Annotated in this window: 23 protein-coding genes and 1 pseudogene; 13 read left to right on the forward strand and 11 right to left on the reverse strand. The window is 66.9% G+C overall.

The window, feature by feature from the left end; translation table 11 throughout:
• Window positions 1-115 precede the first annotated feature (115 nt).
• Window positions 116-481: a hypothetical protein gene (locus DEF76_RS03580; RefSeq protein ID WP_114911146.1), complete on the forward strand. Its 366-nt coding sequence runs from the start codon at window positions 116-118 to the stop codon at window positions 479-481.
• Between the two features lie 45 nt (window positions 482-526).
• Window positions 527-2,326, forward strand: a complete 1,800-nt coding sequence (locus DEF76_RS03585; RefSeq protein ID WP_114911147.1) for a glycoside hydrolase family 15 protein — start codon at window positions 527-529, stop codon at window positions 2,324-2,326.
• Window positions 2,327-2,329: 3 nt separating this feature from the next.
• Here the strand turns inward: DEF76_RS03585 and fliP are convergent, their stop codons facing one another.
• From fliP to DEF76_RS03600, 3 genes are read right to left on the reverse strand one after another with little or no spacing between them, the layout of a single operon-like run.
• Window positions 2,330-3,091 carry a flagellar type III secretion system pore protein FliP gene (fliP, locus tag DEF76_RS03590; protein ID WP_114911148.1) on the reverse strand — a complete coding sequence of 254 codons (762 nt, stop codon included), beginning with the start codon at window positions 3,089-3,091 and terminating at the stop codon, window positions 2,330-2,332.
• Window positions 3,088-3,354: a flagellar biosynthetic protein FliO gene (locus tag DEF76_RS03595; RefSeq protein WP_114911149.1), complete on the reverse strand. Its 267-nt coding sequence runs from the start codon at window positions 3,352-3,354 to the stop codon at window positions 3,088-3,090. The genes fliP and DEF76_RS03595 overlap by 4 nt, the downstream gene beginning before the upstream one ends.
• 34 nt (window positions 3,355-3,388) lie before the next feature.
• Window positions 3,389-3,691, reverse strand: a complete 303-nt coding sequence (locus DEF76_RS03600) for a hypothetical protein (RefSeq protein ID WP_114911150.1) — start codon at window positions 3,689-3,691, stop codon at window positions 3,389-3,391.
• A gap of 121 nt (window positions 3,692-3,812) precedes the next feature.
• Here DEF76_RS03600 and DEF76_RS03605 point away from each other — a divergent pair, with 121 nt between their 5' ends.
• From DEF76_RS03605 to DEF76_RS03635, 7 genes are all read left to right on the forward strand, one after another.
• Window positions 3,813-4,208 (forward strand): flagellar basal body rod protein FlgB, encoded by a 396-nt coding sequence (locus DEF76_RS03605; RefSeq protein WP_114911151.1) that lies wholly within the window; start codon window positions 3,813-3,815, stop codon window positions 4,206-4,208.
• 33 nt (window positions 4,209-4,241) lie between these two features.
• Window positions 4,242-4,649 carry a flagellar basal body rod protein FlgC gene (gene flgC, locus DEF76_RS03610; RefSeq protein ID WP_114911152.1) on the forward strand — a complete coding sequence of 136 codons (408 nt, stop codon included), beginning with the start codon at window positions 4,242-4,244 and terminating at the stop codon, window positions 4,647-4,649.
• Window positions 4,646-4,951, forward strand: coding sequence for a flagellar hook-basal body complex protein FliE (gene fliE / locus DEF76_RS03615; RefSeq protein WP_114911153.1), 306 nt, complete (start codon window positions 4,646-4,648; stop codon window positions 4,949-4,951). Before flgC ends, fliE begins: the two co-directional genes overlap by 4 nt.
• 179 nt (window positions 4,952-5,130) lie before the next feature.
• Window positions 5,131-5,403 carry a flagellar biosynthesis protein FliQ gene (fliQ, locus tag DEF76_RS03620; protein ID WP_114911154.1) on the forward strand — a complete coding sequence of 91 codons (273 nt, stop codon included), beginning with the start codon at window positions 5,131-5,133 and terminating at the stop codon, window positions 5,401-5,403.
• A complete protein-coding gene (locus tag DEF76_RS03625) occupies window positions 5,400-6,182 on the forward strand; it encodes a flagellar biosynthetic protein FliR (protein ID WP_114911155.1) in 783 nt (260 codons plus the stop codon). Before fliQ ends, DEF76_RS03625 begins: the two co-directional genes overlap by 4 nt.
• A gap of 15 nt (window positions 6,183-6,197) precedes the next feature.
• Window positions 6,198-7,292 carry an EscU/YscU/HrcU family type III secretion system export apparatus switch protein gene (locus DEF76_RS03630; protein ID WP_114911156.1) on the forward strand — a complete coding sequence of 365 codons (1,095 nt, stop codon included), beginning with the start codon at window positions 6,198-6,200 and terminating at the stop codon, window positions 7,290-7,292.
• A gap of 8 nt (window positions 7,293-7,300) precedes the next feature.
• On the forward strand, window positions 7,301-8,908 hold the full coding sequence (locus DEF76_RS03635; RefSeq protein ID WP_114911157.1) for an ATP-binding protein: 1,608 nt from the start codon (window positions 7,301-7,303) through the stop codon (window positions 8,906-8,908).
• Window positions 8,909-9,261: 353 nt separating this feature from the next.
• On the opposite strand, the gene DEF76_RS03640 is transcribed toward DEF76_RS03635, so the two are convergent.
• The 7 genes from DEF76_RS03640 to DEF76_RS03670 form a co-directional block, all read right to left on the reverse strand.
• Window positions 9,262-10,488: an ABC transporter substrate-binding protein gene (locus DEF76_RS03640; RefSeq protein ID WP_114913638.1), complete on the reverse strand. Its 1,227-nt coding sequence runs from the start codon at window positions 10,486-10,488 to the stop codon at window positions 9,262-9,264.
• A gap of 69 nt (window positions 10,489-10,557) precedes the next feature.
• On the reverse strand, window positions 10,558-11,325 hold the full coding sequence (locus DEF76_RS03645) for an SDR family NAD(P)-dependent oxidoreductase (protein WP_114911158.1): 768 nt from the start codon (window positions 11,323-11,325) through the stop codon (window positions 10,558-10,560).
• A 60-nt stretch (window positions 11,326-11,385) separates the two neighbouring features.
• Complete coding sequence (locus tag DEF76_RS03650; RefSeq protein ID WP_114911159.1) at window positions 11,386-12,486, reverse strand: energy transducer TonB; 1,101 nt, start codon at window positions 12,484-12,486, stop codon at window positions 11,386-11,388.
• A 127-nt stretch (window positions 12,487-12,613) separates the two neighbouring features.
• Window positions 12,614-13,309, reverse strand: coding sequence for an RraA family protein (locus DEF76_RS03655; RefSeq protein ID WP_114911160.1), 696 nt, complete (start codon window positions 13,307-13,309; stop codon window positions 12,614-12,616).
• A 247-nt stretch (window positions 13,310-13,556) separates the two neighbouring features.
• Window positions 13,557-14,354, reverse strand: coding sequence for an FAD binding domain-containing protein (locus DEF76_RS03660; RefSeq protein ID WP_114911161.1), 798 nt, complete (start codon window positions 14,352-14,354; stop codon window positions 13,557-13,559).
• Window positions 14,355-14,363: 9 nt separating this feature from the next.
• Window positions 14,364-16,742 carry a xanthine dehydrogenase family protein molybdopterin-binding subunit gene (locus DEF76_RS03665; protein ID WP_114911162.1) on the reverse strand — a complete coding sequence of 793 codons (2,379 nt, stop codon included), beginning with the start codon at window positions 16,740-16,742 and terminating at the stop codon, window positions 14,364-14,366.
• A 101-nt stretch (window positions 16,743-16,843) separates the two neighbouring features.
• On the reverse strand, window positions 16,844-17,329 hold the full coding sequence (locus DEF76_RS03670; RefSeq protein ID WP_114911163.1) for a (2Fe-2S)-binding protein: 486 nt from the start codon (window positions 17,327-17,329) through the stop codon (window positions 16,844-16,846).
• 292 nt (window positions 17,330-17,621) lie between these two features.
• Here DEF76_RS03670 and DEF76_RS03675 point away from each other — a divergent pair, with 292 nt between their 5' ends.
• On the forward strand, window positions 17,622-19,010 hold the full coding sequence (locus DEF76_RS03675; protein WP_114911164.1) for a dihydrolipoyl dehydrogenase: 1,389 nt from the start codon (window positions 17,622-17,624) through the stop codon (window positions 19,008-19,010).
• Between the two features lie 12 nt (window positions 19,011-19,022).
• Window positions 19,023-19,844 (forward strand): class II glutamine amidotransferase, encoded by an 822-nt coding sequence (locus DEF76_RS03680; RefSeq protein ID WP_114911165.1) that lies wholly within the window; start codon window positions 19,023-19,025, stop codon window positions 19,842-19,844.
• Between the two features lie 95 nt (window positions 19,845-19,939).
• Here DEF76_RS03680 and DEF76_RS20270 read toward each other — a convergent pair.
• A pseudogene (locus tag DEF76_RS20270) lies at window positions 19,940-20,407 on the reverse strand (MerR family transcriptional regulator); the annotation flags it as partial.
• Here DEF76_RS20270 and DEF76_RS03690 point away from each other — a divergent pair.
• Window positions 20,358-20,942, forward strand: a complete 585-nt coding sequence (locus DEF76_RS03690; protein ID WP_114911166.1) for a peroxiredoxin family protein — start codon at window positions 20,358-20,360, stop codon at window positions 20,940-20,942. The pseudogene DEF76_RS20270 and the gene DEF76_RS03690 sit on opposite strands and share 50 nt — an antisense overlap.
• Window positions 20,939-21,514 (forward strand): hypothetical protein, encoded by a 576-nt coding sequence (locus DEF76_RS03695; RefSeq protein ID WP_205216098.1) that lies wholly within the window; start codon window positions 20,939-20,941, stop codon window positions 21,512-21,514. The genes DEF76_RS03690 and DEF76_RS03695 overlap by 4 nt, the downstream gene beginning before the upstream one ends.

Below are 21,514 nucleotides of genomic sequence, written 5' to 3' on the forward strand. Positions count from 1 at the left end.
GTCTTGCGCGGCCAGCGGGGTTGGCATTAACCCTCCGGCGACATAATTCGCGTATCAGTATCAGGCTTGACGAAACCATGGCGGCATTTCGTCCGCCATTCCGGAAGGCGCCACGATGATTGCGATGTTCCGCCGCCTCACGCGGCTGCTGGCGGCACTCCCCGCTGCGTTTCTCGGGTTTGGCTTGGCGACGCCGGCGATGGCCTGGTGGCATGGCGGCGTGTTCATCGGCGGCTATGTGCCGCCGGTGGTGGTTGGCCCGCCGGTCGTTTATGCGCCGCCGCCGCCGGTTTATGGCTATCCCTATTATCCGCCGCCGGCGGTCGCCTATCCGCCGCCGGCACCGCCGCCCGCCACCGCGAGCGGCACCTGCTATGCCGGCGCTTATGTCTGCCCGCTCGATCGCCCGCCGACCCCGGACGGCTCCTGCTCTTGCCCGACGGACGCCAATGGCGGACGCGCCTATGGCCATCTCGGCTGAGGCGCGGCCGGTGCCGGACACGCGCCCCGCAGGCGAGAGGCGCTGATGGCTGACACCGCCGCGGCGCAACCCCGCATCGAGGACTACGCCCTGATCGGTGACGGCCACAGCGCCGCGCTGATCAACCGCACCGGCGCGCTGGAGTGGCTCTGTTGGCCACGTTTCGATAGCCCGGCCTGCTTTGCCGCCCTCCTCGGCGGGCGCAATCACGGGCGCTGGCTGATCGCCCCGCGCGGCGCCGTGCATAGCATCAGCCGCGCCTATCGCGGCTTTTCGCTGGTGCTCGAGACGATTTTTACGACCGACGAGGGCGAGGTCGCGGTCATCGATTTCATGCCCCCGAACGGCGCCTCCTCCTCGGTCATCCGGCTCGTCGCCGGGCGCGCCGGGCGGGTTCCGATGCGTCTCGACCTCACGCTCCGCTTCGATTACGGCACCACCATCCCGTGGGTCACCCGCCTCGTCGATGGCAACGGCATCCGCGCCGTCGCCGGGCCGGACATGGTGGTCTTACGCACCCCGGTCACGCTGCTTGGCCAAAATCTCGCAACGATTGCCGAGTTCGAGATCGCCGCCGGCGAAACCATCCCCTTCATGCTCACCCATTCGCCGTCGCATGTGCCGCCCGAGGCGCCGCACGACCCGCTCAAGGCACTCGCCGAGACCGAGCATTTCTGGGCGGAATGGTCGTCGCGCTGCCTCTGTCACCCGCGCTACCGCGAGCCGGTGCTGCGTTCGCTGATCACCCTGAAGGCGCTGATCTACGCGCCGACCGGCGGCATCGTCGCCGCGCCCACCACCTCGCTCCCCGAACAATGGGGCGGGTCGCGCAACTGGGATTATCGCTATTGCTGGCTGCGGGATGCGACGCTGACGCTCGATGCGATGATGGCGGCGGGCTATTACGAAGAGGCGGAAGCCTGGCGCAACTGGCTGCATCGCGCCATCGCCGGCAGCCCGGCGCAGGTGCAGATCATGTATGGCCTCGCCGGCGAGCGCCGGCTGATGGAATGGGAAGCGACCTGGCTTCCGGGCTTCGCCGGCTCGCGCCCGGTTCGGATCGGCAATGCCGCGTCTGACCAGTTGCAGCTCGATGTCTATGGCGAGGTCATGGATTCGGCGCATACCGCGCGCCGTGGCGGCCTCGGGGCGGCGCGCGAATCCTGGCCGATGCAACGCAAATTGCTCGAGCATCTCGCGCGCATTTGGGATCGCCCCGACGAGGGGCTTTGGGAGGTGCGTGGCGGGCGGCGGCAGTTCACTTTTTCCAAGGTGATGGCCTGGGTCGCTTTCGACCGCGCCGTCAAGGATGCCGAAACCTATCATCTCGCCGCCCCGATCGAGCGCTGGACGGCGCTCCGCGATCACATCCACGCGACCGTCTGCCGCGATGGCGTCGATCCCGAACGCCAATGTTTCGTGCAAAGCTTCGGCTCGCGCGAACTCGATGCGAGTCTTCTGCTGATCCCGCTGGTCGGCTTCCTGCCGCCCGAGGATCCGCGCGTGCGGGCAACCGTCGCCGCCATCGAGCAGGATCTGATGGAGGATGGGCTGGTGCTGCGCTATCGCACGGAAGCCGGCGCCGATGGCCTGCCGCCGGGCGAGGGCGCCTTTCTCGCCTGTAGCTTCTGGCTGGTGGATAATCTCGTGCTGCAAGGCCGCCGCGATGAGGCGCAGGCGATGTTCGACCGGCTGCTCGATCTCCGCAACGATGTCGGTCTCCTCGCTGAGGAGTATGACCCGCACATGAAGCGCCAGCTCGGCAATTTTCCGCAAGCCTTTTCCCATCTCGCCCTGGTCCGCTCGGCGCTGATGCTCGCCGAGGGCGAACGCGGCGCGAGCTGAGCCTCACGGGTGCGGCGGCAGCGGGAAGCTCTGCACCAGGCTGCCCGAAACCAGCCGCCAGCCATCGACGAGCACGAAGAAAATCAACTTGAAGGGCAGTGAGATCGAACTCGGCGGCATCATCATCATGCCCATGCTCATCAGCACGCTCGAGACCACGAGATCGATCACCAGGAAGGGCAAAAAGAGCAGAAATCCCATCTCGAAAGCGCGTCGCAATTCCCCGACCATGAACGCCGGAATCAGCGCCCGCCACGGGGTCTCGCCGGCGCGGGCGGGGATGGGAAGATGCGCGAGATCGAGAAATAGCTTGAGATCGCTCGGCCGCGCATTCGCCGCCATGAACTGCCGGAACGGCTCGCCGGCCAGGCGCAGCCCCTCGAGTTCGGAGACCTTTCCCGCCGTCATCGGCGCGATGCCGTCATCCCAGGCCTGATCGATGACCGGCTGCATGACGAAATAGGTCAGAAACAACGACAAGCCAATCACCACCGTATTCGGCGGGATCGTCGCGTTGCCGATGGCGCTCCTGAGCAGCGAGATGACGATGACGATGCGGGTGAAGGCGGTAACCATCACGAGGAGGCTCGGCGCGAGCGACAGCAGCGTGATCAGCGCGGTGAGCTGCACCAGCCGGCTGGTCGCCCCGGCTTGCCCGGCGGCGCCGAGATCGATCGCCACCGACTGCGCGAGTGCCGCGGCGGGGCGGAGCAGCAGCAGAAGCAGGAATAACAGGAGGATCGGCGCCGCCCGCCGCGCCGTCATGGCCGCGCCTCCGGTCCCGAAAGCCAGCCGATCACCTGATCCCGGCCGCCGCCGGTCAGTAGCAGAACCTGCCGGCCATCGCAGGCAATGAGATGGAGCCGCCGGCGCGGATCGAGCGCCAGCGTTTCCTCGAGCCGCAGCCGCCCGCCGCCTTTCGGGGCAAGGCCGGTGATGCGCGCAAGACGCTGGGCGAGCAGGATCAGCCCGAGCACCACCGCGAGCGCGAGCAGCGTGATCAACAGGGAGGTGAGGGAGGGGAGCATGGTACGGCCTTTTGCCGAGAGAACAACCGCATGATCATCCGTCACCCGCGGCGGTGGCGAGCTGGGCGGCGAGGGCTTCGATACCGGCGAGCAGGCCGGCGAGACGCGGACGCAGCGCCCGCCCCTCCGCCGGCGGCAGATCGAGCGCTTGGGCGCAGACGCGGCCGACGCGCTGATCGAGCCCGGCGAGATCGATCGGCCGCGCCGCCTGCGCCAGCGCCAACGCCACCCGCAGCATGCCCTCCAACGCCGCGATGCCAGCGTCGAGCGACGCCGGGAAGGGCGCAAGCGGCGCCGGATTGAGCGGCGCTGGGGGGGGCGTATCGGGCTGGTTCATGCCCGGGCATTAAACCGCGAAGGGATTACGGAAGTCTTATCTCGCCGGCGATTTACCAAATCTTTAGCGACCGCGGCGATGATGGCGGCCGGGTTCAGAGGTTTCGCGGGAGAGCGTGGCGATGGCGGGCAATGGCGGCAGTGGCATCGGTCTCTTCGACTTGGCCGACAAGCGCTTGGCCTGGATCGATCAGCGTCAGCAACTGCTCTCCCAGAACATCGCCAACGCCGATACGCCCGGCTGGCAGGCGAAGGATCTGACCCCTTTCGCGGCCACCCTCGCCAAGACGGCACCCGCTGGCCTTGCCGTCACCAACCCGTTGCATCTCGCCGGCTCGCAAGGCGGGGCGCTGGCGCCCGACCCCAAAGCGCGCCCCGAGGAGCGGGCGCCAGACGGCAACGCCGTCGCCATCGACGCAGAATTAACCAAGGTCGCGCAGACCAATGACACCCATGCGCTGGTGGTCAATCTCTACCAGACCTATCTCGGCATGTTCCGCACCGCGCTCGACCGCTAACCGCCGGGGCGGCGAACCAAGGACGATAGCAGGATGGATCTCAGCAAAGCCCTCGACATCTCGGCACGCGGCATGGACGCGCAAACCACGCGGCTCCGCGTCATCGCGGAAAACCTCGCCAACCAGGACACCAGCAGCACCGGCGCCAAGGGCGCGCCCTATCGCCGCAAGACCGTCACCTTCGAGAACCGCCTTGACCGCAATCTCGGGGTCGAGACGGTGCGGGTCAAGCAGATCGGCGAGGACAAGGCGCCGCTGCCGCAACGCTATGATCCGTCCAATCCCAACGCCAACGCCCAGGGCTACGTCACGGCGCCGAACGTCAACGCCTTCGTCGAACTCATGGACATGCGTGAGTCCGAACGCTCCTATTCCGCCAATCTTTCGGTGCTGCAAGCGACACGCGGGATGCTCGCGCGCACCATCGCGCTGCTGAAATGACCCCGCTTTCCCTCACCGTCACCCCCTCGCAGGCGGCGGACGCCTATCGCGCCGCCGAGGGCGCGGGCAACAGCACTGATGCCAGCGCTGGTTTCAGCGCGACCCTGTCCCGCGCCATCGGCGGCGTGATCGATGCCAATCACGCCGCCGAGGATCAGGCGATGCAGGCGATCGCCGGCGGCGGCAACCTGACCGAGGTCGTGACCGCGGTGTCGAAGGCGCAACTCGCCCTGCAAACCGCGACCACCATCCGCGACCGCATGGTCCAGGCCTATCAGCAAATCATGCAAATGCCGATTTGATGTTTCGCAGAGTGCGGGGCGAAAGAAGGAAAAAAGCGGTTCTTTTTTGAAAAAAAGAACCAAAAAACTTTTGTCGGTTGGCATCGTGCCTTGGCGGTGCCCCTTCGGGAGAGTGGGAAAAAGTCTTTTTGCTTCTTTTTCTTCAGAAAAAGAAGGTAACGCACAAAAAGTGAGGTGGCATGACGGAAGGTGAAATCGGCGCGGTCCTGCGTGATGCGATGCTGGTCACAATGAAGATCGGCGGCCCGCCACTTCTTATCGGCCTCGTCGTCGGGCTGGTGATTTCCATCGTGCAAGCGGTGACGCAGATCAATGATCAGGCGCTCTCGTTTCTGCCGCGGGTGGTGGCGCTGACCCTGACCCTGGTGCTGCTCGGCCCATTCATGCTTGCGACCCTCTCATCCTTCACCGTCGCGCTGTTTGACCGGCTGGTGGCGATCGGCGGTTCATGAACGCCGACGACGCGGCATTCCTGGCCGCGCTGCCGGGCTCGGCCTTCGCCTTCGTCGCCGTTCTCGCCCGGGTCTCGGCGGCGGTGATGGCGATGCCCGGTTTCGGCCAGGCCGATCTCCCGATGACGGTTCGCGCCGGCCTCGCTTTGGTGCTGACGCTGCTCTTGCTGCCCCTGCTCGCGCCGCTGCTGCCAGCCGAGCCGGCCAGCATCGCCGCGGTCGCGGCCTTGCTCGCTGGCGAACTGGTCGCCGGGATCTGGCTCGGCTGGCTCGCGCGGCTGCTTACGCTGGCGCTCCCGCTCGCAGGCCAGATCATCGCGCTGATGACCGGGCTTTCGAGCGTGCTGATCGCCGACCCCGATATCGGCGGCCAGGGGCCGGGCCTCAGCCGGCTCTTTGATCTCCTGGTGCCGGTGGTGATTTTCGGCTTTGGCTTGCATGCCGAATTGCTCGCCGCCTTCGTCGGCAGCTATCATCTCATCCCGCCGGGCACCTGGTTTCCCGCCGGCGATACCGCGCGCACCATCCTCGCCGGCGTTGCCGCGAGTTTCGCGCTGGCGCTCCGCCTTGCGGCGCCGTTCGTGCTCGCCGGCACCCTCTGGCAGATCGGGCTTGCGCTGTTCGGCCGCCTGGTGCCGCGCATTCAGATCTATTTCATCGCCATGCCGGCGCAGATCCTGGGCGGCATCGTGCTCCTCGCGGTGCTGTTGCGCATGGTCGTCGCGGCGTGGATCGGTGATCTCGGCCCGGGCTTCGTGCACTTGCCTGGCTTCGGCTGACCCCGCCGCCGCGCGATGGCCGAGGAGACCGCCTCCCCCGAAGACCGCACGGAAGCGGCGACCCCGCACCGGCTGCAGCAAGCGCGCGAGCAGGGACAAGTCGCGCTCTCGCATGAGGCGCCGGCGCTGGTTGCGCTCGCGATGCTGGCGCTGGTGCTTTGGCTGCTCGCGCCGATGCTGGCGCATGGCCTGGTCCGGAGGCTCGCCTTTTTCCTCGGCGCGGTCGGGCAGCTCGACGCCGCCGGCCGCCCCGGTTTCGTGATCGGCGCCGCGATCGGTGCCGGGGCTTTCGCCGCTTTGCCGATCATCGCGCTGACCGCCGGCGTCGGCGCTCTGGTGACGCTGCTGCAGACCGGGTTCGTCCTCAAGCCGACCGCGCTGCTTCCCGATCTCACCCGTCTCAGCCCGATGGCCGGGTTTGGCCGCTTGTTCAGCCTCGCGACCCTTCAGCGCGCCGGGAAGGATCTGGTCAAGCTGGCGGCGATCGGATTTGCCCTTTGGCACGTGCTGCGCAGCGCCGTGCCGCTTCTCGGCAACGCCCCCTATTGGGATGCGGCGACGCTGACCGCCCATCTCCTCGATGAGGTCTGGCGGGTGCTGATGACCTTGCTGTTGGTGCAGACCGCGGTCACCGGGGCCGACATCCTGTTCGAGCGGACGCGGCATCTGCGCAACCTTCGCATGAGCCGCGACGAAATACGCCGGGAAACCAAGGATAGCGAGGGCGACCCCCACGTCAAAAACCGCTTGCGCCTGCTGCGCCGCCAGCGCGCGAAGAAGCGCATGCTGGCGGCGGTTCGCCAGGCGACGGTGGTGGTCACCAATCCGACGCATTTCGCGGTCGCTTTGCGCTATGATCGCGGCATGAACACCGCCCCGACGGTGGTGGCGAAGGGCATGGATGAGATGGCAGCACGGATCCGCGCCGTGGCAAAGGAGCATAAGGTGCCGGTGGTGGCCAATCCGCCGCTCGCGCGGGCGCTGCACGAGGTGCCGCTGGATGCCGAAATTCCCGCCGAACATTACAAAGCGGTCGCCGAGTTGATCGCCTATGTCTGGCGTCTGCAAGGCCGGCTGCAGCGCCGCGGCGCCGCGGGAGGGCGGTTTTGAGGCGGCGCTTGGCGCGCCTTTGGGCCCGGCTGTTGCCGCCGCGTTGGCTGCTCGGGCGCTTGGTGGCGCCGCGCGGCGAAGCGGCGGCGCTGCTCGGCGTGATGTTCGAGATCGAGACCGTCGCCCTCGCCGTTCTCGATCGCGAGGGGCATATTCTGCGCGCCAGTGCCGGGTTCCGCCGCCTCGTCGCCGCGACCGGCGCCGATCTTCCCGCAACCGCCCTGGCCCTGTTCGCGCCCGCCGAGCGCGAGACGCTCGGGCGTGATGTCTTGGCGGCCCTCAACGGCGCCGATCTCGCGACGATCGGGCACCGGCGCGCAACCCTGCTCGGCCCGACCCCGCGCCGCGTCGAGATCGGCTGCGCCCCCGTCCGCGAAGCGGACGGCACGGTGAGCGGGCTGATCCTCTCGCTCTTTGATCTGTCTTCGCTCCAAGGGCTGGAGGAAGAGGTCTCGCATGCCCGCAAGCTTCAGGCGGTTGGCCTCCTTGCCGGCGGTATCGCGCATGATTTCAACAATCTCCTGACGGCGATCGGCGGCGCGGCGGAGGCGGCGGCGGACGAAGGCGCGGCGGGTCGTGCGGCGCTCGGCGAAATCGCGAGTGCGGTGGCGCGCGGCGCCGCCTTGGTGCGGCAATTGCTCGCCTTTGCGCGCCAACAGACGTTGCAACCCGAAACCGTCGCGCTGAATGACGCGGTGCGCAACATCGCGACGATGCTGGGCCGCCTGCTTGGGCGCAACATCGTCCTCACCCTCGATCTCGAGGAGCCTGGGCGGCATGTGCGGGTCGATCCTTCGCAGCTCGATCAGGTGCTGGTCAATCTCGCGATCAACGCCCGTGACGCCATGTCAGACGGCGGGCGCCTGACGCTCGCGACCGGGCATCTCACGCTGCTCGCCCAAAAAACCATCGGGGCCGAGACGATCCCGCCGGGGCGCTATGTCACCCTCACCGTCGCCGATACCGGGCACGGGATCGCACCCGAGCAGCTCGAGCGGATTTTCGAGCCCTTCTTCACCACCAAGCGCGACGCCGGCGGGAGCGGTCTCGGGCTCGCGACGGTGCACGGCATCGTGCGGCAATCGGGGGGGTTTCTCATCGTCGAAAGCGCCCCCGGCGCCGGCACCCGCGTCCATATCCACCTCCCGCGCGTTGCCGCCCCCAAGGACATCACCGCGCCGGGCGCGGCGGTCGCGCCCACGACGCCGGTCATGCCCGCCGCCACACCGGCCCCGGCGGAAGAAGCGGCAACGGTGCTGCTCGTCGAGGATGAGGCGCCGGTGCGGCGTTTGGCGGAACGGGCCTTGCGCCGGCGCGGTTTCGCGGTGCGCGCCGCCGACTCGGCGGAGGCGGCGCTGGCGCTGCTCGAAGACGGCGGGCGGCCGGATCTGGTGGTGAGCGACGTCATGATGCCGGGCATGGACGGCCCAGCCCTGCTCGCGATCTTGCGCCGCCGCTGGCCGGACCTGCCGGCAATCCTGGTCTCCGGCTACGCGGCACAAGGGGCGCGGCGGGCCCTGGCCGAGGAGGAAGCGCTCTTTCTCGCCAAACCCTATACGCTTGCGGCATTGACCGAGGCGGTCAGCAAAAGTCTGACGCGGCGGGCGACGGTGTAATACCGGTCAGCGAAATTGCTGACCGGTATGCGCGCAGGGTTGGTGTGGCGGCTGCGCGCAACATCAAAAAGATACCAGCCAACCGTCTTCAAGCGACGTGTCATTCTTTCGGCTGGCTGGTGTAAATCCGCCGAGACGCCGGGGCGCCGGCGCTCGGGGATCCTTCTTTGTTCTTATAGAACAAAATAGGCACGATTTATTAACGACGGACAAACCAATGGTGTTGTTTTCCTGTTCTCTAAAAAACTTATCAATTTGCCCAATTCTCTCATCGTGATCCAAATCATACTCGTTATGGTTGCAGTATAGATCAGCCCCGGCGCCGCGGGCCGCGAAGGCCGAGAGCGCGGCGCTCAGGTGTGAACGAGCGGGCAGCCGCCCTCGCTCATCGGGCGGAAGGCCTGATCGGCCGGGGTGGTCGCGACCATTTTCAGCCCGTCCCATGGCCCGCTGCTTTCCGCCGGGGTTTTCGCTTGAAAGAGATAGGAGGGGTGGATTTTGCGCCCGTCCTCGCGGATTTGACCGGGGCCGAAGCAATCATCGTCGGTCGGCATCGCCTTCATGCGCGCGACCGCCGCCCGCCCATCGGCCTTCGCCGCCGCAACCCCCATGTCCTGGACGGCTTTGAGGTAATGCAGGGTCGCCGCGTAATCCCCGGCCTGGACCATGTTCGGCCATTGGTTCGGGGTTTTCGGCCGGATACGGTCCATGAAGGCCCGGGTGCGGTCGTTGAGATTCCAGTAGAAGCTTTCGGTAAGCAGCAGACCTTGCGCGGTCTCGAGGCCAAGCGCGTGGACATTGCTGTTATACATCAGCATCGCCGCCACTTTCATCGATTGCATCAGGCCGAACTCGCGCGCCTGCTTGATGCAGTTGATGGTATCGGCGCCGGAATTGCAGAGCCCGAGCACCTTGGCGCCGGAAGACTGCGCCTGCAGCAGAAAAGAGGAAAAATCGGTGGTGCCGGGGAAGGGATAGGTCGCGCTGCCCATCACCGTGCCGCCGGCTTCGCGCACGAAAGCGGCGGTATCGCGCTGCAATTGCTGACCGAAGACATAATCGGCGGTGATGAAGAACCAGCTATCGCCGCCCGCCTTGACCATCGCGCCGCCGGTCGATTTCGCCAGCATATAGGTGTCATAGGTCCAATGGACGGTGTTCGGGCTGCATTGCTTGCCGGTGAGATCCGCCGACGCCGCCCCGGAATTCAGCATCACCTTGTTCTTCTCACGGCAGACGCTATTGACCGCGAGCGCGACCGAGGAGGTGGGCACATCGACGATCGCATCCACCCCGTCCTGGTCGAACCATTGCCGGGCGATGGCGGCGCCGATATCGGGCTTGTTTTGGTGATCGGCGGAGAGCACTTCGACCACCATGTCGCGACCGGCGGTGAATTCCTGCACCGCTTGGCGCGCGCAGGCAACGCCGGTCGGGCCGGTATCGTCGCGATAGGGGCCGGATTGGTCGTTGAGAACGCCGATGCGCAGCACCGGGCCCTTCGTCTGGGCGAAGGCCGCGCGCTGCATCAGGCTGGTGGTCGCGGCGCCGGCGATCAGGCCCCGTCGTGTCAGACTCATTGTGTTTTTCTCCCTCAGAATCGCGCCGCGGAGCTTGGCCGCCCGCCGCCGGCGGCGCAAGCGGTCTATTCAGGCGGCGGAATAGCCGCCATCGGCGACATAGGCGGCGCCGGTGACGAAAGACGCGCGATCGGACAACAGCCAAAGCACCAGCTCGGCGATCTCCTCGGGTGTGCCGAGGCGCGCGAAGGGCACGGCGCGCAGAATGTCTTCGCCGCGTGTCGGCATGTGCGGCGCGACCATCGGCGTGTCGATATAGCCCGGGCAGACGGCGTTCACCCGGATCCCGAGCGGCGCGCATTCGAGGGCGGCGGTGCGGGTGAGGCCGATCACCCCGTGCTTGCTCGCGACATAAGCGCTCGAACCGCGCAGCCCGACGAGCCCGGCGACGGACGCGGTATTGACGATCGCGCCGCCGCCGGCCCGCGCCAGCGCCGCGATTTCGTGCTTCATGGCGAGGAACACGCCGGTAAGATTGACCGCGATCACCCGCGCGAAGGCGTCCTCGCGCCATTCGGTGATCGGCGTTGCGGCGCAGCCGACCGCGGCCGGGCTGATCCCGGCATTGTTGAAGGCGCCGTCGAGCTTGCCGAATTTCGCGACCGTCGCGGTGACGAAGCGCGCGACATCGGCTTCGTTGCTCACGTCGCCGGCGAGCGCCAGCGCCCTGCCGCCGGCCGCGGTGATGTCGCCGGCGGTCGCTTCCGCCGCGGCTGCGCTCAGATCGGCGAGAGCGACCGCCGCCCCCGCGCGGGCGAGCAAAAGCGCTGACGCGCGCCCGATCCCCGAGCCGCCGCCGCTCACCAAAACCACCTTGCCGGCCATTTCGTCTGTCATGGTTTCCTCCCGTTTATGGTTTCATCAAGCCCGCGCTGCCGGCCGCGCCGGCAGATCGCCTCAGTTATGGTAGATCACATAATGAATGGTGAGATCGATGGTCACCCGCTCCTCCTCGGTGCCGATCGGGAACGGCGGCAAATCCGCATCCCGGAACAGCCCGACGGCGGCGCTGTCGAGGCGCTGCGAGCCGGATTGGCGCTCGAGTTCAACGGATTCGACATGGCCATCGCGGTTGACCACCACGCGGACTTCGTTGATCCCCTGCTCGCCGCGCTTGGCGGCGTCTTCGGGGTAGTATTTATGCTGCTCGATCCAGTCGGCGAGTTCGTTGCGCCAATCGGCGCCGAGTTCTTTTGCCGAAATCTTGGCAAACGGCGTGATCGAGGTCGGGCCGAGCGCGGCCGGGCCGAGCGCGAATTTGCTCAGGGAGGGCAAGCTCTTGGCAAAAACATGCATCGGCGCGTAGGCGCTGCCTTTGCGCGCGGTCTCGGCGCGCGGCGCCGGGGTGCTCGGCGCGGTGGGCGGTGAGGGCGTCAGCGGCCGTGCGTTGGGCGGCGGCATGACCATCGCCTGTTCGATCGGTTTTTGCGTATTTGGTGCGGCGGTTTGGGCTGCCGGCGGCGGTGGGACGGATTCGGCGAGCGGCGATGGCGATGCGATCAGAGGTGGCGCCGGGGAAGCGGCGGTCGCTTGCGACGGCGGCGGCGGGCTCGCGGTGGCTGCCGGCGCCGCCTCCTGCGCCGCCTCCTGCGGTGGCACGGGTGGCACCGGCAAGGCCGGCGCGTTGCGCGCCGCGGCGGACGGCGGCGGTGACGGCGCGAGAGCTTCGGGGACCGCGGCCGGGCGCGGCGGCAAATCGGCCTCTTTGCTCGGGTTGGGCAGCTTCGGCCCCGCCGAACTGCCCGACTCGAACACCATCGCGATGCCCGGCGGCGGCAGCGGCTCGATGGTGGTGCGGTGATAGACGCCAAGGGTCAGCAGCACCAAAATGGCGAGATGCGCGGCTCCTGACCAGATCAGCGGCGGCGCGATCCGGGCCTTGCGGCGGCTTTGCCGGCGCGCCGGAAGATCGAGCCCAGCCATCGTCGTCGCGTCCCACACGCGCGAACGCCAAGGCATGCGTTGGGTTACCGGAAAGGCACGAAATTCACGCGGCATGGCGAACAACCGGGCACAAAGCTAAAGGGTCGTGCGCTGAGCGCCGTCCGCGACCCGTCCTTTCAGCATGCGATATAAGCGATCGCCCGGAAAAAAGCGAACCCGCCGCGCGCCGGATGTGCGTTGCTCAGTGAATTTCCCCCGAGCGGCGCAGCGCCTCGCGCAGCTTCGCCGGCGAAAAATCCGCGGTCCGGCAGACATCGAGGATCACCTTCTCGCGGCGGGAGACGAGGTCGATCGCGGCGGGCAATTGGGTCACCGCCGCCGCCGGGATCACCACCGCGCCGTGGCGATCGGCGTGGATCACGTCGTCATGGCCGGCCTGCATGCCGAAAATATTCACCGGCCCGCCGAAATCGACGAGATGGACATGCGCATGGCTCGGCCCGACGCGGCCGCCGATGATCTGAAATCCCGGCGCCAGCGCATCGAGGTCACGAAACGACCCGTTGGTGACGCAGCCGAGAACCCCGAGCGCCTTGTGAATGGTGGAATTGACCTCGCCCCAAAAGGCGCCATAGCCCGGCCGATCGTCGAGATCCTGCAAGAGCGCGATGGTCGGCAAATCCCCGGCCGCGACATACTCATACCACGCCGCCCGTTCGGCAACCCGCCCGCGCGGCGGCTCCTTGGCGCGCAGCGTGCCGGTGCGGGCAAGGCCAACGATCGGCGGCAGTTTCTCATCGGCGACGGCCATCGGCTCGACCGTGAAACCAATCGCGCGGCGCTCGGGGACGATCAATTCGAGACCATTGCAGATCGTCGGCGTGTCCCATTGCGCCAATTTTTCGAGATCGGCGCGGGTGAACGGAAAATCGGCCATGCGAGGCTCCCATGTGTGACGGGGAAGAAGGGGAAGGCCAGGGCGCTGCCCTGGACCCGCTGGGGGCAGTGCCCCCAGACCCACATCCCGGGAGGATTTTTCTGGAGGGGCGCAACGGAGGGCCAGCCAGCGCCTTGTCGCGCCCCTCCAGAAAAATCCTTAAGGAATCGGGTCCAGGGACTCTGTCCCTGGTGGGGTCCAGGGGCAAAGCCCCTGGCCTTCTCCCCTTCTTCCCCGTCGTTGACGTTCAGGCGGCGGCGGACACGGCGCGGCGTGCCATCACGGTGATCAGATGGGCGCGATAAGCGGCGCTGCCGTGAATATCGCTGTTCAGCCCGTCCGGTGAGACCTTGATCGCGGCGATTGCGTCCGGCGACCAGGATTTGGCGAGCGCCGCTTCCATCTCCGGCACCCGGAACACGCCGCCCTGCCCCGCGCCGGTGACGGCGACACGCACCCCGGCCGGCCCCTTGGCAACGAACACGCCGACCATGGCGTAACGCGAGGCGGGCTGGCGGAATTTCTCATAGGCCGATTTCTCGACCGGCAGCGGGAACTCGACGGCGGTGATCAGTTCGTCGGGTTCGAGCGCGGTCGTGAACATGCCCTGGAAGAAATCATCGGCCTTGATCGCCCGCTTATTGGTTTTGATGACGGCGCCCAGCGCCAAGACCGCCGCCGGATAGCAGGCGGAAGGGTCGTTATTGGCGAGCGAGCCGCCGATGGTGCCGCGATGGCGAACCTGATTGTCGCCGATCCAGGAGGCGAGATTGGCAAGGCCCGGGATCGCCTTCCTCACCTCCGCCGAGCGGGCGACGGTCGCGTGCGTCGTCATCGCGCCGATGGTCAGCGCCTGGCCGGTAACGCTGATGCCGCTCAAGCCGAGGCCGGCGAGATCGATCACCGATGTGGGCTTGTTGAGCCGCTGCTTGAGCACCGGGATGAAGGTCTGGCCGCCGGCGATCGCCTTGGCCTCCGGCTCGGTGGCGAGGAGCTTCACCGCCTCGGCGACGCTGGCCGGTTTCTGATAAGCGAAATCGTACATGTTTGGCTCCTATTCCGCGGCCATCTTCGGCCGGTTGGCCGCTATGATCGACCAGATCTTTTCCGCCGTCGCCGGCATGTCGATATGCCTGACGCCGTAATCCTTGAGGGCATCGACGACGGCGTTGATCACCGCCGGCGGGCTGCCGATGGCGCCGACCTCGCCGCATCCTTTCGAGCCCAGCGGGTTGTGGGTGCAGAGCGTGATTTCGGTGCCGACGGTGATGTTAGGGAGATTGTCTGCGCGCGGCATGGTGTAGTCCATGAACGAGCCGGAGAGAAGCTGGCCGCTCGCGTCATAAGCGGCGCCCTCGAGCAGCGCCTGGCCAATCCCTTGCGCGACCCCGCCTTGCACCTGCCCTTCGACGATCATCGGGTTGATCACCCGCCCGACATCATCGACGGCGGCGAAATTGACCACCGTGGTGACGCCGGTTTCGGGGTCGATCTCGACTTCGCAAACATGGCAGCCGCCGGGATAGGTGAAGTTCTTCGGGTCGTAAAACGCGGTTTCCTCGAGCCCCGGCTCCAATTCCTCGATCGGATAATTATGCGGGACATAGGCCGCGAGCGAAATTTCGGCCAACGCCTTCGCCTTGTCGGTGCCGGCGACGCGAAAGACGCCGTCCTTGAACTCGATATCCTCGACGGAGGCTTCCAGCAAATGGGCGGCGATGCGCTTGCCCTTGGCGATGATCTTGTCCATTGCCTTGACCATCGCCGAGCCGCCGACGGCGAGCGAACGGCTGCCATAGGTGCCCATGCCGAAGGGGATTTCCCCGGTATCGCCATGCACCACGTCGACCTGATCGAGCGGCACACCGAGCTGGTCGGCGACCAATTGCGCCATCGTCGTCTCGTGGCCCTGGCCGTGGCTATGGGCGCCGGTGAAGACGGTGACGCTGCCGGTCGGGTGGACGCGGATATTGGCGACCTCGTAAAGCCCGGCGCGGGCGCCGAGGGCGCCGGCGACTTGGCTCGGCGCGATGCCGCAGGCTTCGAGATAGGTGGAAATCCCGATGCCGCGCAGCTTGCCGCGCCGCGCCGCCTCTGCCCGGCGCGCCGGAAAGCCCGCATAATCGGCGGCTTTCAGCGCCTCGGCGAGCGTCATTTCGTGATTGCCGCTGTCATATTGCAGGGCGACCGGGGTTTGATAGGGATAGGCGTCGGCGGGGATGAAATTCTTCCGCCGCAGCTCGACCCGGTCGATCCCGGTCTCCTGCGCGACGACATCGACCAGGCGTTCGAGCAGGAACGCCGCCTCCGGCCTTCCTGCGCCACGATAGGCATCGACCGGGACGGTGTTGGTGAAGATCGCCTTGACCTCGGCATAGATCGCCGGGGTTTTATAGACGCCGGCGAGCAGCGTCGCATAGAGATAGGTCGGGACGGAGGGCGCGAAGGTCGAGAGATAAGCGCCCATATTGGCCAGCGTCGCGACCCGCAGCGCAAGGAAATGGCCTTCCGCATCGACCGCCATTTCGGCGTGGGTGACATGGTCGCGGCCATGCGCGTCCGACATGAAGCTTTCCGAGCGCTCGGCGGTCCATTTCACCGGCCGGCGCAATTTGCCCGCGGCCCAGGTGACGATCGCCTCCTCGGCGTAGTGATAGATTTTTGACCCGAACCCGCCGCCGACATCGGGGGCGATGACGCGGAGCTTGTGTTCGGGGATGTGCAGCACGAAGGCGCCCATCAGGAGGCGGATGACATGCGGGTTCTGGCTGGTGGTGGAGAGCGTGTAATGGCCCGCGACATCGCATTCGCCGAGGGCCGCGCGTGGCTCCATCGCGTTCGGGATCAGCCGGTTATTGACGAGGTCGAGTTTGACCACGTGCTTGGCGCGCGCGAACGCGGCATCGACGGCGTCTTTGTCGCCGATATGCCAGTCATAGCAGACATTGCCGGCGACCTCGTCATGCACCAAGGGGGCGCCAGGGGCGCTGGCCGCGCGGATATCGGCAACGCCGGGCAAATCCTCGAAATCGATCACCAGCAATTCCGCCGCGTCCTTGGCCTGCGCCTTGGTTTCGGCGATCACCACGGCGATCGGGTCGCCGACATGCCGCACCTTGCCGATGGCGAGCACCGGGTGCGGCGGCTCGGCCATCGGGCTGCCATCCTTGCTGTGGATCTGCCAGCCGCAGGGCAGCCCGCCGATGCCATCGGCCGCCATGTCGGCGCCGGTATAGATCGCGATCACCCCGGGCGCGGCGGCGGCGGCGCTGGTATCGATGCCGCGGATGCGCGCATGCGGCCGATCAGAGCGGCGGATCGCGGCGTAAACCTGGCCGGGGCGGTTCATGTCATCGACATAGCGGCCCCGCCCGGCCAGGAACCGGCCATCTTCACGGCGCTTGACGGAAGCGCCAATCCCTTCGAAAGCCATGCAACCCTCCCTCGGGGTGTGTCGCGCGGATTAATCTTGTCTTTGCCGCGTCGCGTTACAAAAATCCCAGTTGCTGATTGATCTCTGTCGCGAACGTCGCGTCAGGCCGCCTGTTTCTGATGCATCAGGGGGACGGCCGCGGCGATCGCCTTGACGATGTTGTGATAGCCGGTGCAGCGGCAGAGATTGCCCTCGAGTTCCTCGCGGATTTGCGCCTCGCTCAGCCCCTCGGGGTGTTTTTGCACGATGTCGATCGCGCTCATCACCATCCCCGGGGTGCAGAAGCCGCATTGCAAGGCGTGATGCTCGCGAAACATCGCTTGCATGGGATGGAGCGTGCCATCGGCGTGCGCCAAGCCTTCGATGGTGGTGACCCGCGCCCCGTCCGCCTGGAGCGCGAGCATGGTGCAGGATTTCACCGAATCCCCGTTCACATGCACGACGCACGCGCCGCACTGGCTGGTGTCGCAGCCGACATGCGTGCCCGTGAGGCCAAGCTTCTCGCGCAACAGCTCGACCAGCAGCGTGCGCCCTTCGACCTCGACCGATACGGCCTTGCCATTCACCGTCAGCGAAATTTTCGGCATCCTGTTTCCCCTTCGCGCCCTCTGGCGCCCGCTGCTGGCGGGCGATCTTAACGATGAGTGTGCCGGCGAGGCCACGCAGGGTCAAGGGGAGCCACAAATCGGCCAATCGCGTGTCCGACGGGGTCCCGATCCCGCGTTGCGCAAGCCGTCTGGTCGCGGCGGAAGGGACGCGCCCATCGTCATCTTGACATGAATCATCGATGGCGGCGGCCCGCTGGCGCATACGTCTTGGGCCGTGGGCGGACGGGGACGGATTTCCCGCTCGGATCGGTGTTGGCAGGAGAGAAGACGCATGGAAAAAGCCGCAAGCATTGACGTCATGGTGCTCGGCGCTGGCGGCGGCGGCTATCCCGCCGCCTTCCGCCTTGCCGGCGCGGGACGCGCGGTCGTCATGGTCGATCCGTTCGGCAATCTCGGCGGCGATTGCCTGGCCGAAGGCTGCGTGCCCTCGAAGGCGGTGCGCGAGGCGGCGCTCGTGCGCACCTGGCCGGCGAAATACCCGCTATTCGGGTTGCGTGGTGAGACGCCAGAGGTCGATTGGCGTGGCGTGTTGGCGCACAAGGACCGTGTGCAGTCCCTCCGCTATGCCCAGCATCGTGAGGAGATCGCGGCCTCGACGCTTACGCTGCTCAAGGGCAGCGGCCGGATCGTCGATGACCACACCGTCGAGGTCACGACCGAGGGCGGCGACATTCTGCGCTATCACGCCCAGCACCTGATCATTGCGACCGGATCGCGTCCGCATCGGCTGCCGATCCCGGGCGCCGAACTCGCCGTGACTTCGCATGATATTTTCCGCCTCGGCGCCGATCTGCCGTTCCCGCGCCGGCTGGTTGCGATCGGCGGCGGCTATATCGGGCTCGAAACCGCCTCGATGCTGCAAAATCTCGGCGCTGAGGTGACGGTTTTGGAAGCGACCGAGGCGATTTTGCCAGGCGTCGATCCCGCTCTTGCGGGCTATCTGCACCGGGCACTGGCGCGGCGGTTGACCCTGGTCACCGGCGCCAAGGTGACGGCGATTGCGCAAGGCGCCAACGGCGGTCTTCAGGTTCGCTATGAGAGCGCGGGCGAGATGCGCGACTTGGCCGCGGATTGCGTGCTGATGGCGACCGGGCGCGAGCCGGTTGTGCCGGAGGGGATCGCGGCGCTCGGCCTGCCGGCGGGGCGGATCGGCGTTGATGATCGGCTGCGCACCGCGCTCGCGCATGTCTATGCGCCGGGTGACGTGAATGGGCGCAGCATGCTGTTTCACTCTGCCGTCTGCCAAAGCGTGATCGTTGCGGAGGCTATTTTGAGCGAGGGCCAGGCGCCGGCGCGGATGAATTTCGCGTCCGTCCCCTTCACCGTCTTTACCGAACCGGAAGTCGCCTGGGTGGGTGTGACGGAGGCGCAAGCGGCGCGGCAGGGGATCGCGGTGGTAACCTCGACCTACGATTTCCGCACCGATTCGCGGGCGCAAATTTTCGACGAGCGAGAGGGTTTTCTGACGCTCGTCTTCGCCAAGCGCACCGGCAGTCTCATCGGCGCCCAGGTCGCCGGGCTCGACGCGGCCCATGTCATCGCGCCGCTCGCGCTCGCCGTCCACACCGGCACGACCGCCTCGACCCTGAGCGTTATGGCCTTCCCGCACCCGATGGTCACAGAGGGTATCAACAAGGCGGCGCGGGCGGTGCGGCTCTGAGCGGGCGGCGCCATGTGTGAGTTGCTCGGCATCGCTGCCTCGGTTCCGATCAGCGCCCGCTTCTCGCTGCGGCGGCTGGCGCGGCATGGCCGGGGGGCGGGCGCGCCGATCGATGGCTGGGGCGTCGTTTTTCATGACGGCACCGATGCGCGTTGCTATCGCGAGCCAGAGCCCGCCGGGAAAAGCGCTTGGCTCCGCTTTCTCGAACGCCATCAGCCGCCGGCGCGCATCGTGATTTCCCATATCCGGCTGGCAACCGCCGGGACGGTTGCGCTGCGGAACACCCATCCTTTCGTGCGCGAACTCGGCGGGCGCATGCATAGTTTTGCCCATAACGGCCGTCTGCCCGGGATCGAGACGCTCGCCGGCGGCGAGACGAGCTGTTTCCATCCCGTGGGAGAGTCAGATTCCGAGCGCGCGTTTTGCCTTCTCCTTGACCGGCTTGCGGCGTTATGGCGCGGCGCGGTGCCGTCTGCCGCGGCGCGGCTTGCGGTGATCCAGCGTTTCGCGTCTGATCTCCGCGCGTTGGGGCCGGCCAATTTCCTCTATTCCGACGGCGACTATCTCTTCGCGCACGCGCATCGCCGGCATCAGCGGAGCGGGCGGATCGAGCCGCCGGGCCTCTGGCATCTCGCCTGCCCCTGTGCTGATGCCGGAATGGCGGTGCGCGAGGCCGGCGTCGCCCTGGTCGCGGGCGCGACGCCAGCACCCGTCGATGTCTTTGCGAGTGTGCCGCTCTCGCCCGCGCCCTGGCGCCCGCTCGCCGAAGGCGACGTGGTGATGGTGCCGGCCGAGGCGCCGGCCAACGTCTCGATCAGCGGGCAGCCCGGCTGACCGTCGGCCGCGCCGCGGGCGTCACATTGCCCGATCAAGGCGCTCAGCGCCGTCTGCATTGCTCGCAGCGCGGCGATCTTGCGCCTGACCGCGGCGAGATGGGTGCTCGCGAGCGCTTTCGCCTCGGCGCAGGGCATGGCGCTGGCCTCGGCGAGGCCGAGCAGCGCGCGCACCTCATCGAGGGTGAAGCCGAGGTCACGACCACGCAGGATGAAACGCAGGCGTTGTTCATGCGCGGGGCCATAGAGGCGGTAGCCATTGGCGGCGCGCGGCGGCGCGGCCAGCAGACCGGCTTTCTCGTAATAGCGGACGGTTTCGAGATGGCAGCCGGTGCGCTCGGCGAGTTCGCCGCGTGTCAGGAGCGGCGCCAGGGTCATCACCGGCGCGTGATTTCGCGGCATGAAAAAACCTCTTGAGCCTGTAGTCACTACAAGGACTAGGGTACCGCCCGAGCAGACGCGCGGCAAGCGATCAAACCGGCTTTGCGCTCGCCGCGCCCATCGGGAGAGTGTGATGAAGACAGCAAAGCGTGCGACGATGGCCCTTGGTGTTGGCGCGATCATGGCGAGCGTGGCCGCCGCCTTTTCGCCCGCTTGGGCGCAACCGGCCCAGCCCAAGGGCACGATGGCGCCGATGAATGGCGCGGCGCCGGCGAACGCGCGCGCCGTGGACGCGCCGCTCCTCGTCGCTGGCAAAACCGTCCCGCTCGCGACGTTCAAGGGCCAGCCGGTCATGGTCTGGCAGGTCGCGACCTGGTGCGGAAGCTGCGCCGTCGGTCTCAAGACGATGGCGCAAAACCTCGCCCTGATCGACGCCTCTCATCTCAAAATCATTATCCTCAGAGATTACCAGAATGGCGGCTATCCCGGCGAGACCATGGAAAAATTCGTCGCGGCCAACGCCCCGGCGCTGCTTCACGATCCCCATATCGTCATCGGCGAGGACACGGAGGCATTCTTCAACCAATACAACCCGCATCATTACGTCGATGTCTATCATCTGATCGGCGCGAACGGCGAAATCGTCGCCATCTCCTCAGCACCCTCGATGACCTTCGACAAGATCAAGCAGTTCATCACCGCCGAGGGAAACTCATGAGTGCGGCGCTGTCTGAGCGGGCGCTCAGCGTGCCGCGCGCGCTCGCGATCGTGCTCGCCTCCCGGCGCGCCAAGATCGCAACCGGCGCCGTGTTCGTGCTCTTCTCCGTCTTTTACGCGATGCTGTTGCCGGCGACCTATACCAGCGGCGTCATCGGGCTGGTTTCGCTCCGCTATCTGACGCCGGGGATGCTCGAGCTTGCGCTCGTGATGGCAGCGCTCTTGGCGCTCACCCTCAGTCTCGGGGTCTATGGGTTTCAGCAGGGGGCGGGTGCGAAGCCAGCGGGGAGCGTGGTGGGCGCCATTCTCGCGGCGCTGCCGCCGTTGCTGTGCTGCTCGCCGGTCTTGCCGCTCGCGATCGCCATGGTCGCCGCGGTATTGCCGGCCGCCGGCGCCTTCGGTGTGCCGATCCAGGGCTTCATCGCAACCCACGAAGGGATGCTCTACGCCATCGCGACGGGCCTGATGGCCTGGGGCCTCTATGGCAACGCGCGGCGCGTGCTCGCTTGCCCGCATTGCCTGCTCCCCCGCGGCACAGCCGATGCCGGCTGCGCCATTCCGACGACAAAATAA

The organism is Acidibrevibacterium fodinaquatile, assembly GCF_003352165.1.
Classification (GTDB): domain Bacteria; phylum Pseudomonadota; class Alphaproteobacteria; order Acetobacterales; family Acetobacteraceae; genus Acidibrevibacterium; species Acidibrevibacterium fodinaquatile.

Coding starts and splice junctions, on each gene's coding strand:
- DEF76_RS03580 (WP_114911146.1), top strand. CDS start 116: ATGATTGCGATGTTCCGCCGCCTCACGCGGCTGCTGGCGGCACTCCCC.
- DEF76_RS03585 (WP_114911147.1), top strand. CDS start 527: ATGGCTGACACCGCCGCGGCGCAACCCCGCATCGAGGACTACGCCCTG.
- fliP (WP_114911148.1), bottom strand. CDS start 3,091: ATGACGGCGCGGCGGGCGGCGCCGATCCTCCTGTTATTCCTGCTTCTG.
- DEF76_RS03595 (WP_114911149.1), bottom strand. CDS start 3,354: ATGCTCCCCTCCCTCACCTCCCTGTTGATCACGCTGCTCGCGCTCGCG.
- DEF76_RS03600 (WP_114911150.1), bottom strand. CDS start 3,691: ATGAACCAGCCCGATACGCCCCCCCCAGCGCCGCTCAATCCGGCGCCG.
- DEF76_RS03605 (WP_114911151.1), top strand. CDS start 3,813: ATGGCGGGCAATGGCGGCAGTGGCATCGGTCTCTTCGACTTGGCCGAC.
- flgC (WP_114911152.1), top strand. CDS start 4,242: ATGGATCTCAGCAAAGCCCTCGACATCTCGGCACGCGGCATGGACGCG.
- fliE (WP_114911153.1), top strand. CDS start 4,646: ATGACCCCGCTTTCCCTCACCGTCACCCCCTCGCAGGCGGCGGACGCC.
- fliQ (WP_114911154.1), top strand. CDS start 5,131: ATGACGGAAGGTGAAATCGGCGCGGTCCTGCGTGATGCGATGCTGGTC.
- DEF76_RS03625 (WP_114911155.1), top strand. CDS start 5,400: ATGAACGCCGACGACGCGGCATTCCTGGCCGCGCTGCCGGGCTCGGCC.
- DEF76_RS03630 (WP_114911156.1), top strand. CDS start 6,198: ATGGCCGAGGAGACCGCCTCCCCCGAAGACCGCACGGAAGCGGCGACC.
- DEF76_RS03640 (WP_114913638.1), bottom strand. CDS start 10,488: ATGAGTCTGACACGACGGGGCCTGATCGCCGGCGCCGCGACCACCAGC.
- DEF76_RS03645 (WP_114911158.1), bottom strand. CDS start 11,325: ATGACAGACGAAATGGCCGGCAAGGTGGTTTTGGTGAGCGGCGGCGGC.
- DEF76_RS03650 (WP_114911159.1), bottom strand. CDS start 12,486: ATGCCGCGTGAATTTCGTGCCTTTCCGGTAACCCAACGCATGCCTTGG.
- DEF76_RS03655 (WP_114911160.1), bottom strand. CDS start 13,309: ATGGCCGATTTTCCGTTCACCCGCGCCGATCTCGAAAAATTGGCGCAA.
- DEF76_RS03660 (WP_114911161.1), bottom strand. CDS start 14,354: ATGTACGATTTCGCTTATCAGAAACCGGCCAGCGTCGCCGAGGCGGTG.
- DEF76_RS03665 (WP_114911162.1), bottom strand. CDS start 16,742: ATGGCTTTCGAAGGGATTGGCGCTTCCGTCAAGCGCCGTGAAGATGGC.
- DEF76_RS03670 (WP_114911163.1), bottom strand. CDS start 17,329: ATGCCGAAAATTTCGCTGACGGTGAATGGCAAGGCCGTATCGGTCGAG.
- DEF76_RS03675 (WP_114911164.1), top strand. CDS start 17,622: ATGGAAAAAGCCGCAAGCATTGACGTCATGGTGCTCGGCGCTGGCGGC.
- DEF76_RS03680 (WP_114911165.1), top strand. CDS start 19,023: ATGTGTGAGTTGCTCGGCATCGCTGCCTCGGTTCCGATCAGCGCCCGC.
- DEF76_RS03690 (WP_114911166.1), top strand. CDS start 20,358: ATGAAGACAGCAAAGCGTGCGACGATGGCCCTTGGTGTTGGCGCGATC.
- DEF76_RS03695 (WP_205216098.1), top strand. CDS start 20,939: ATGAGTGCGGCGCTGTCTGAGCGGGCGCTCAGCGTGCCGCGCGCGCTC.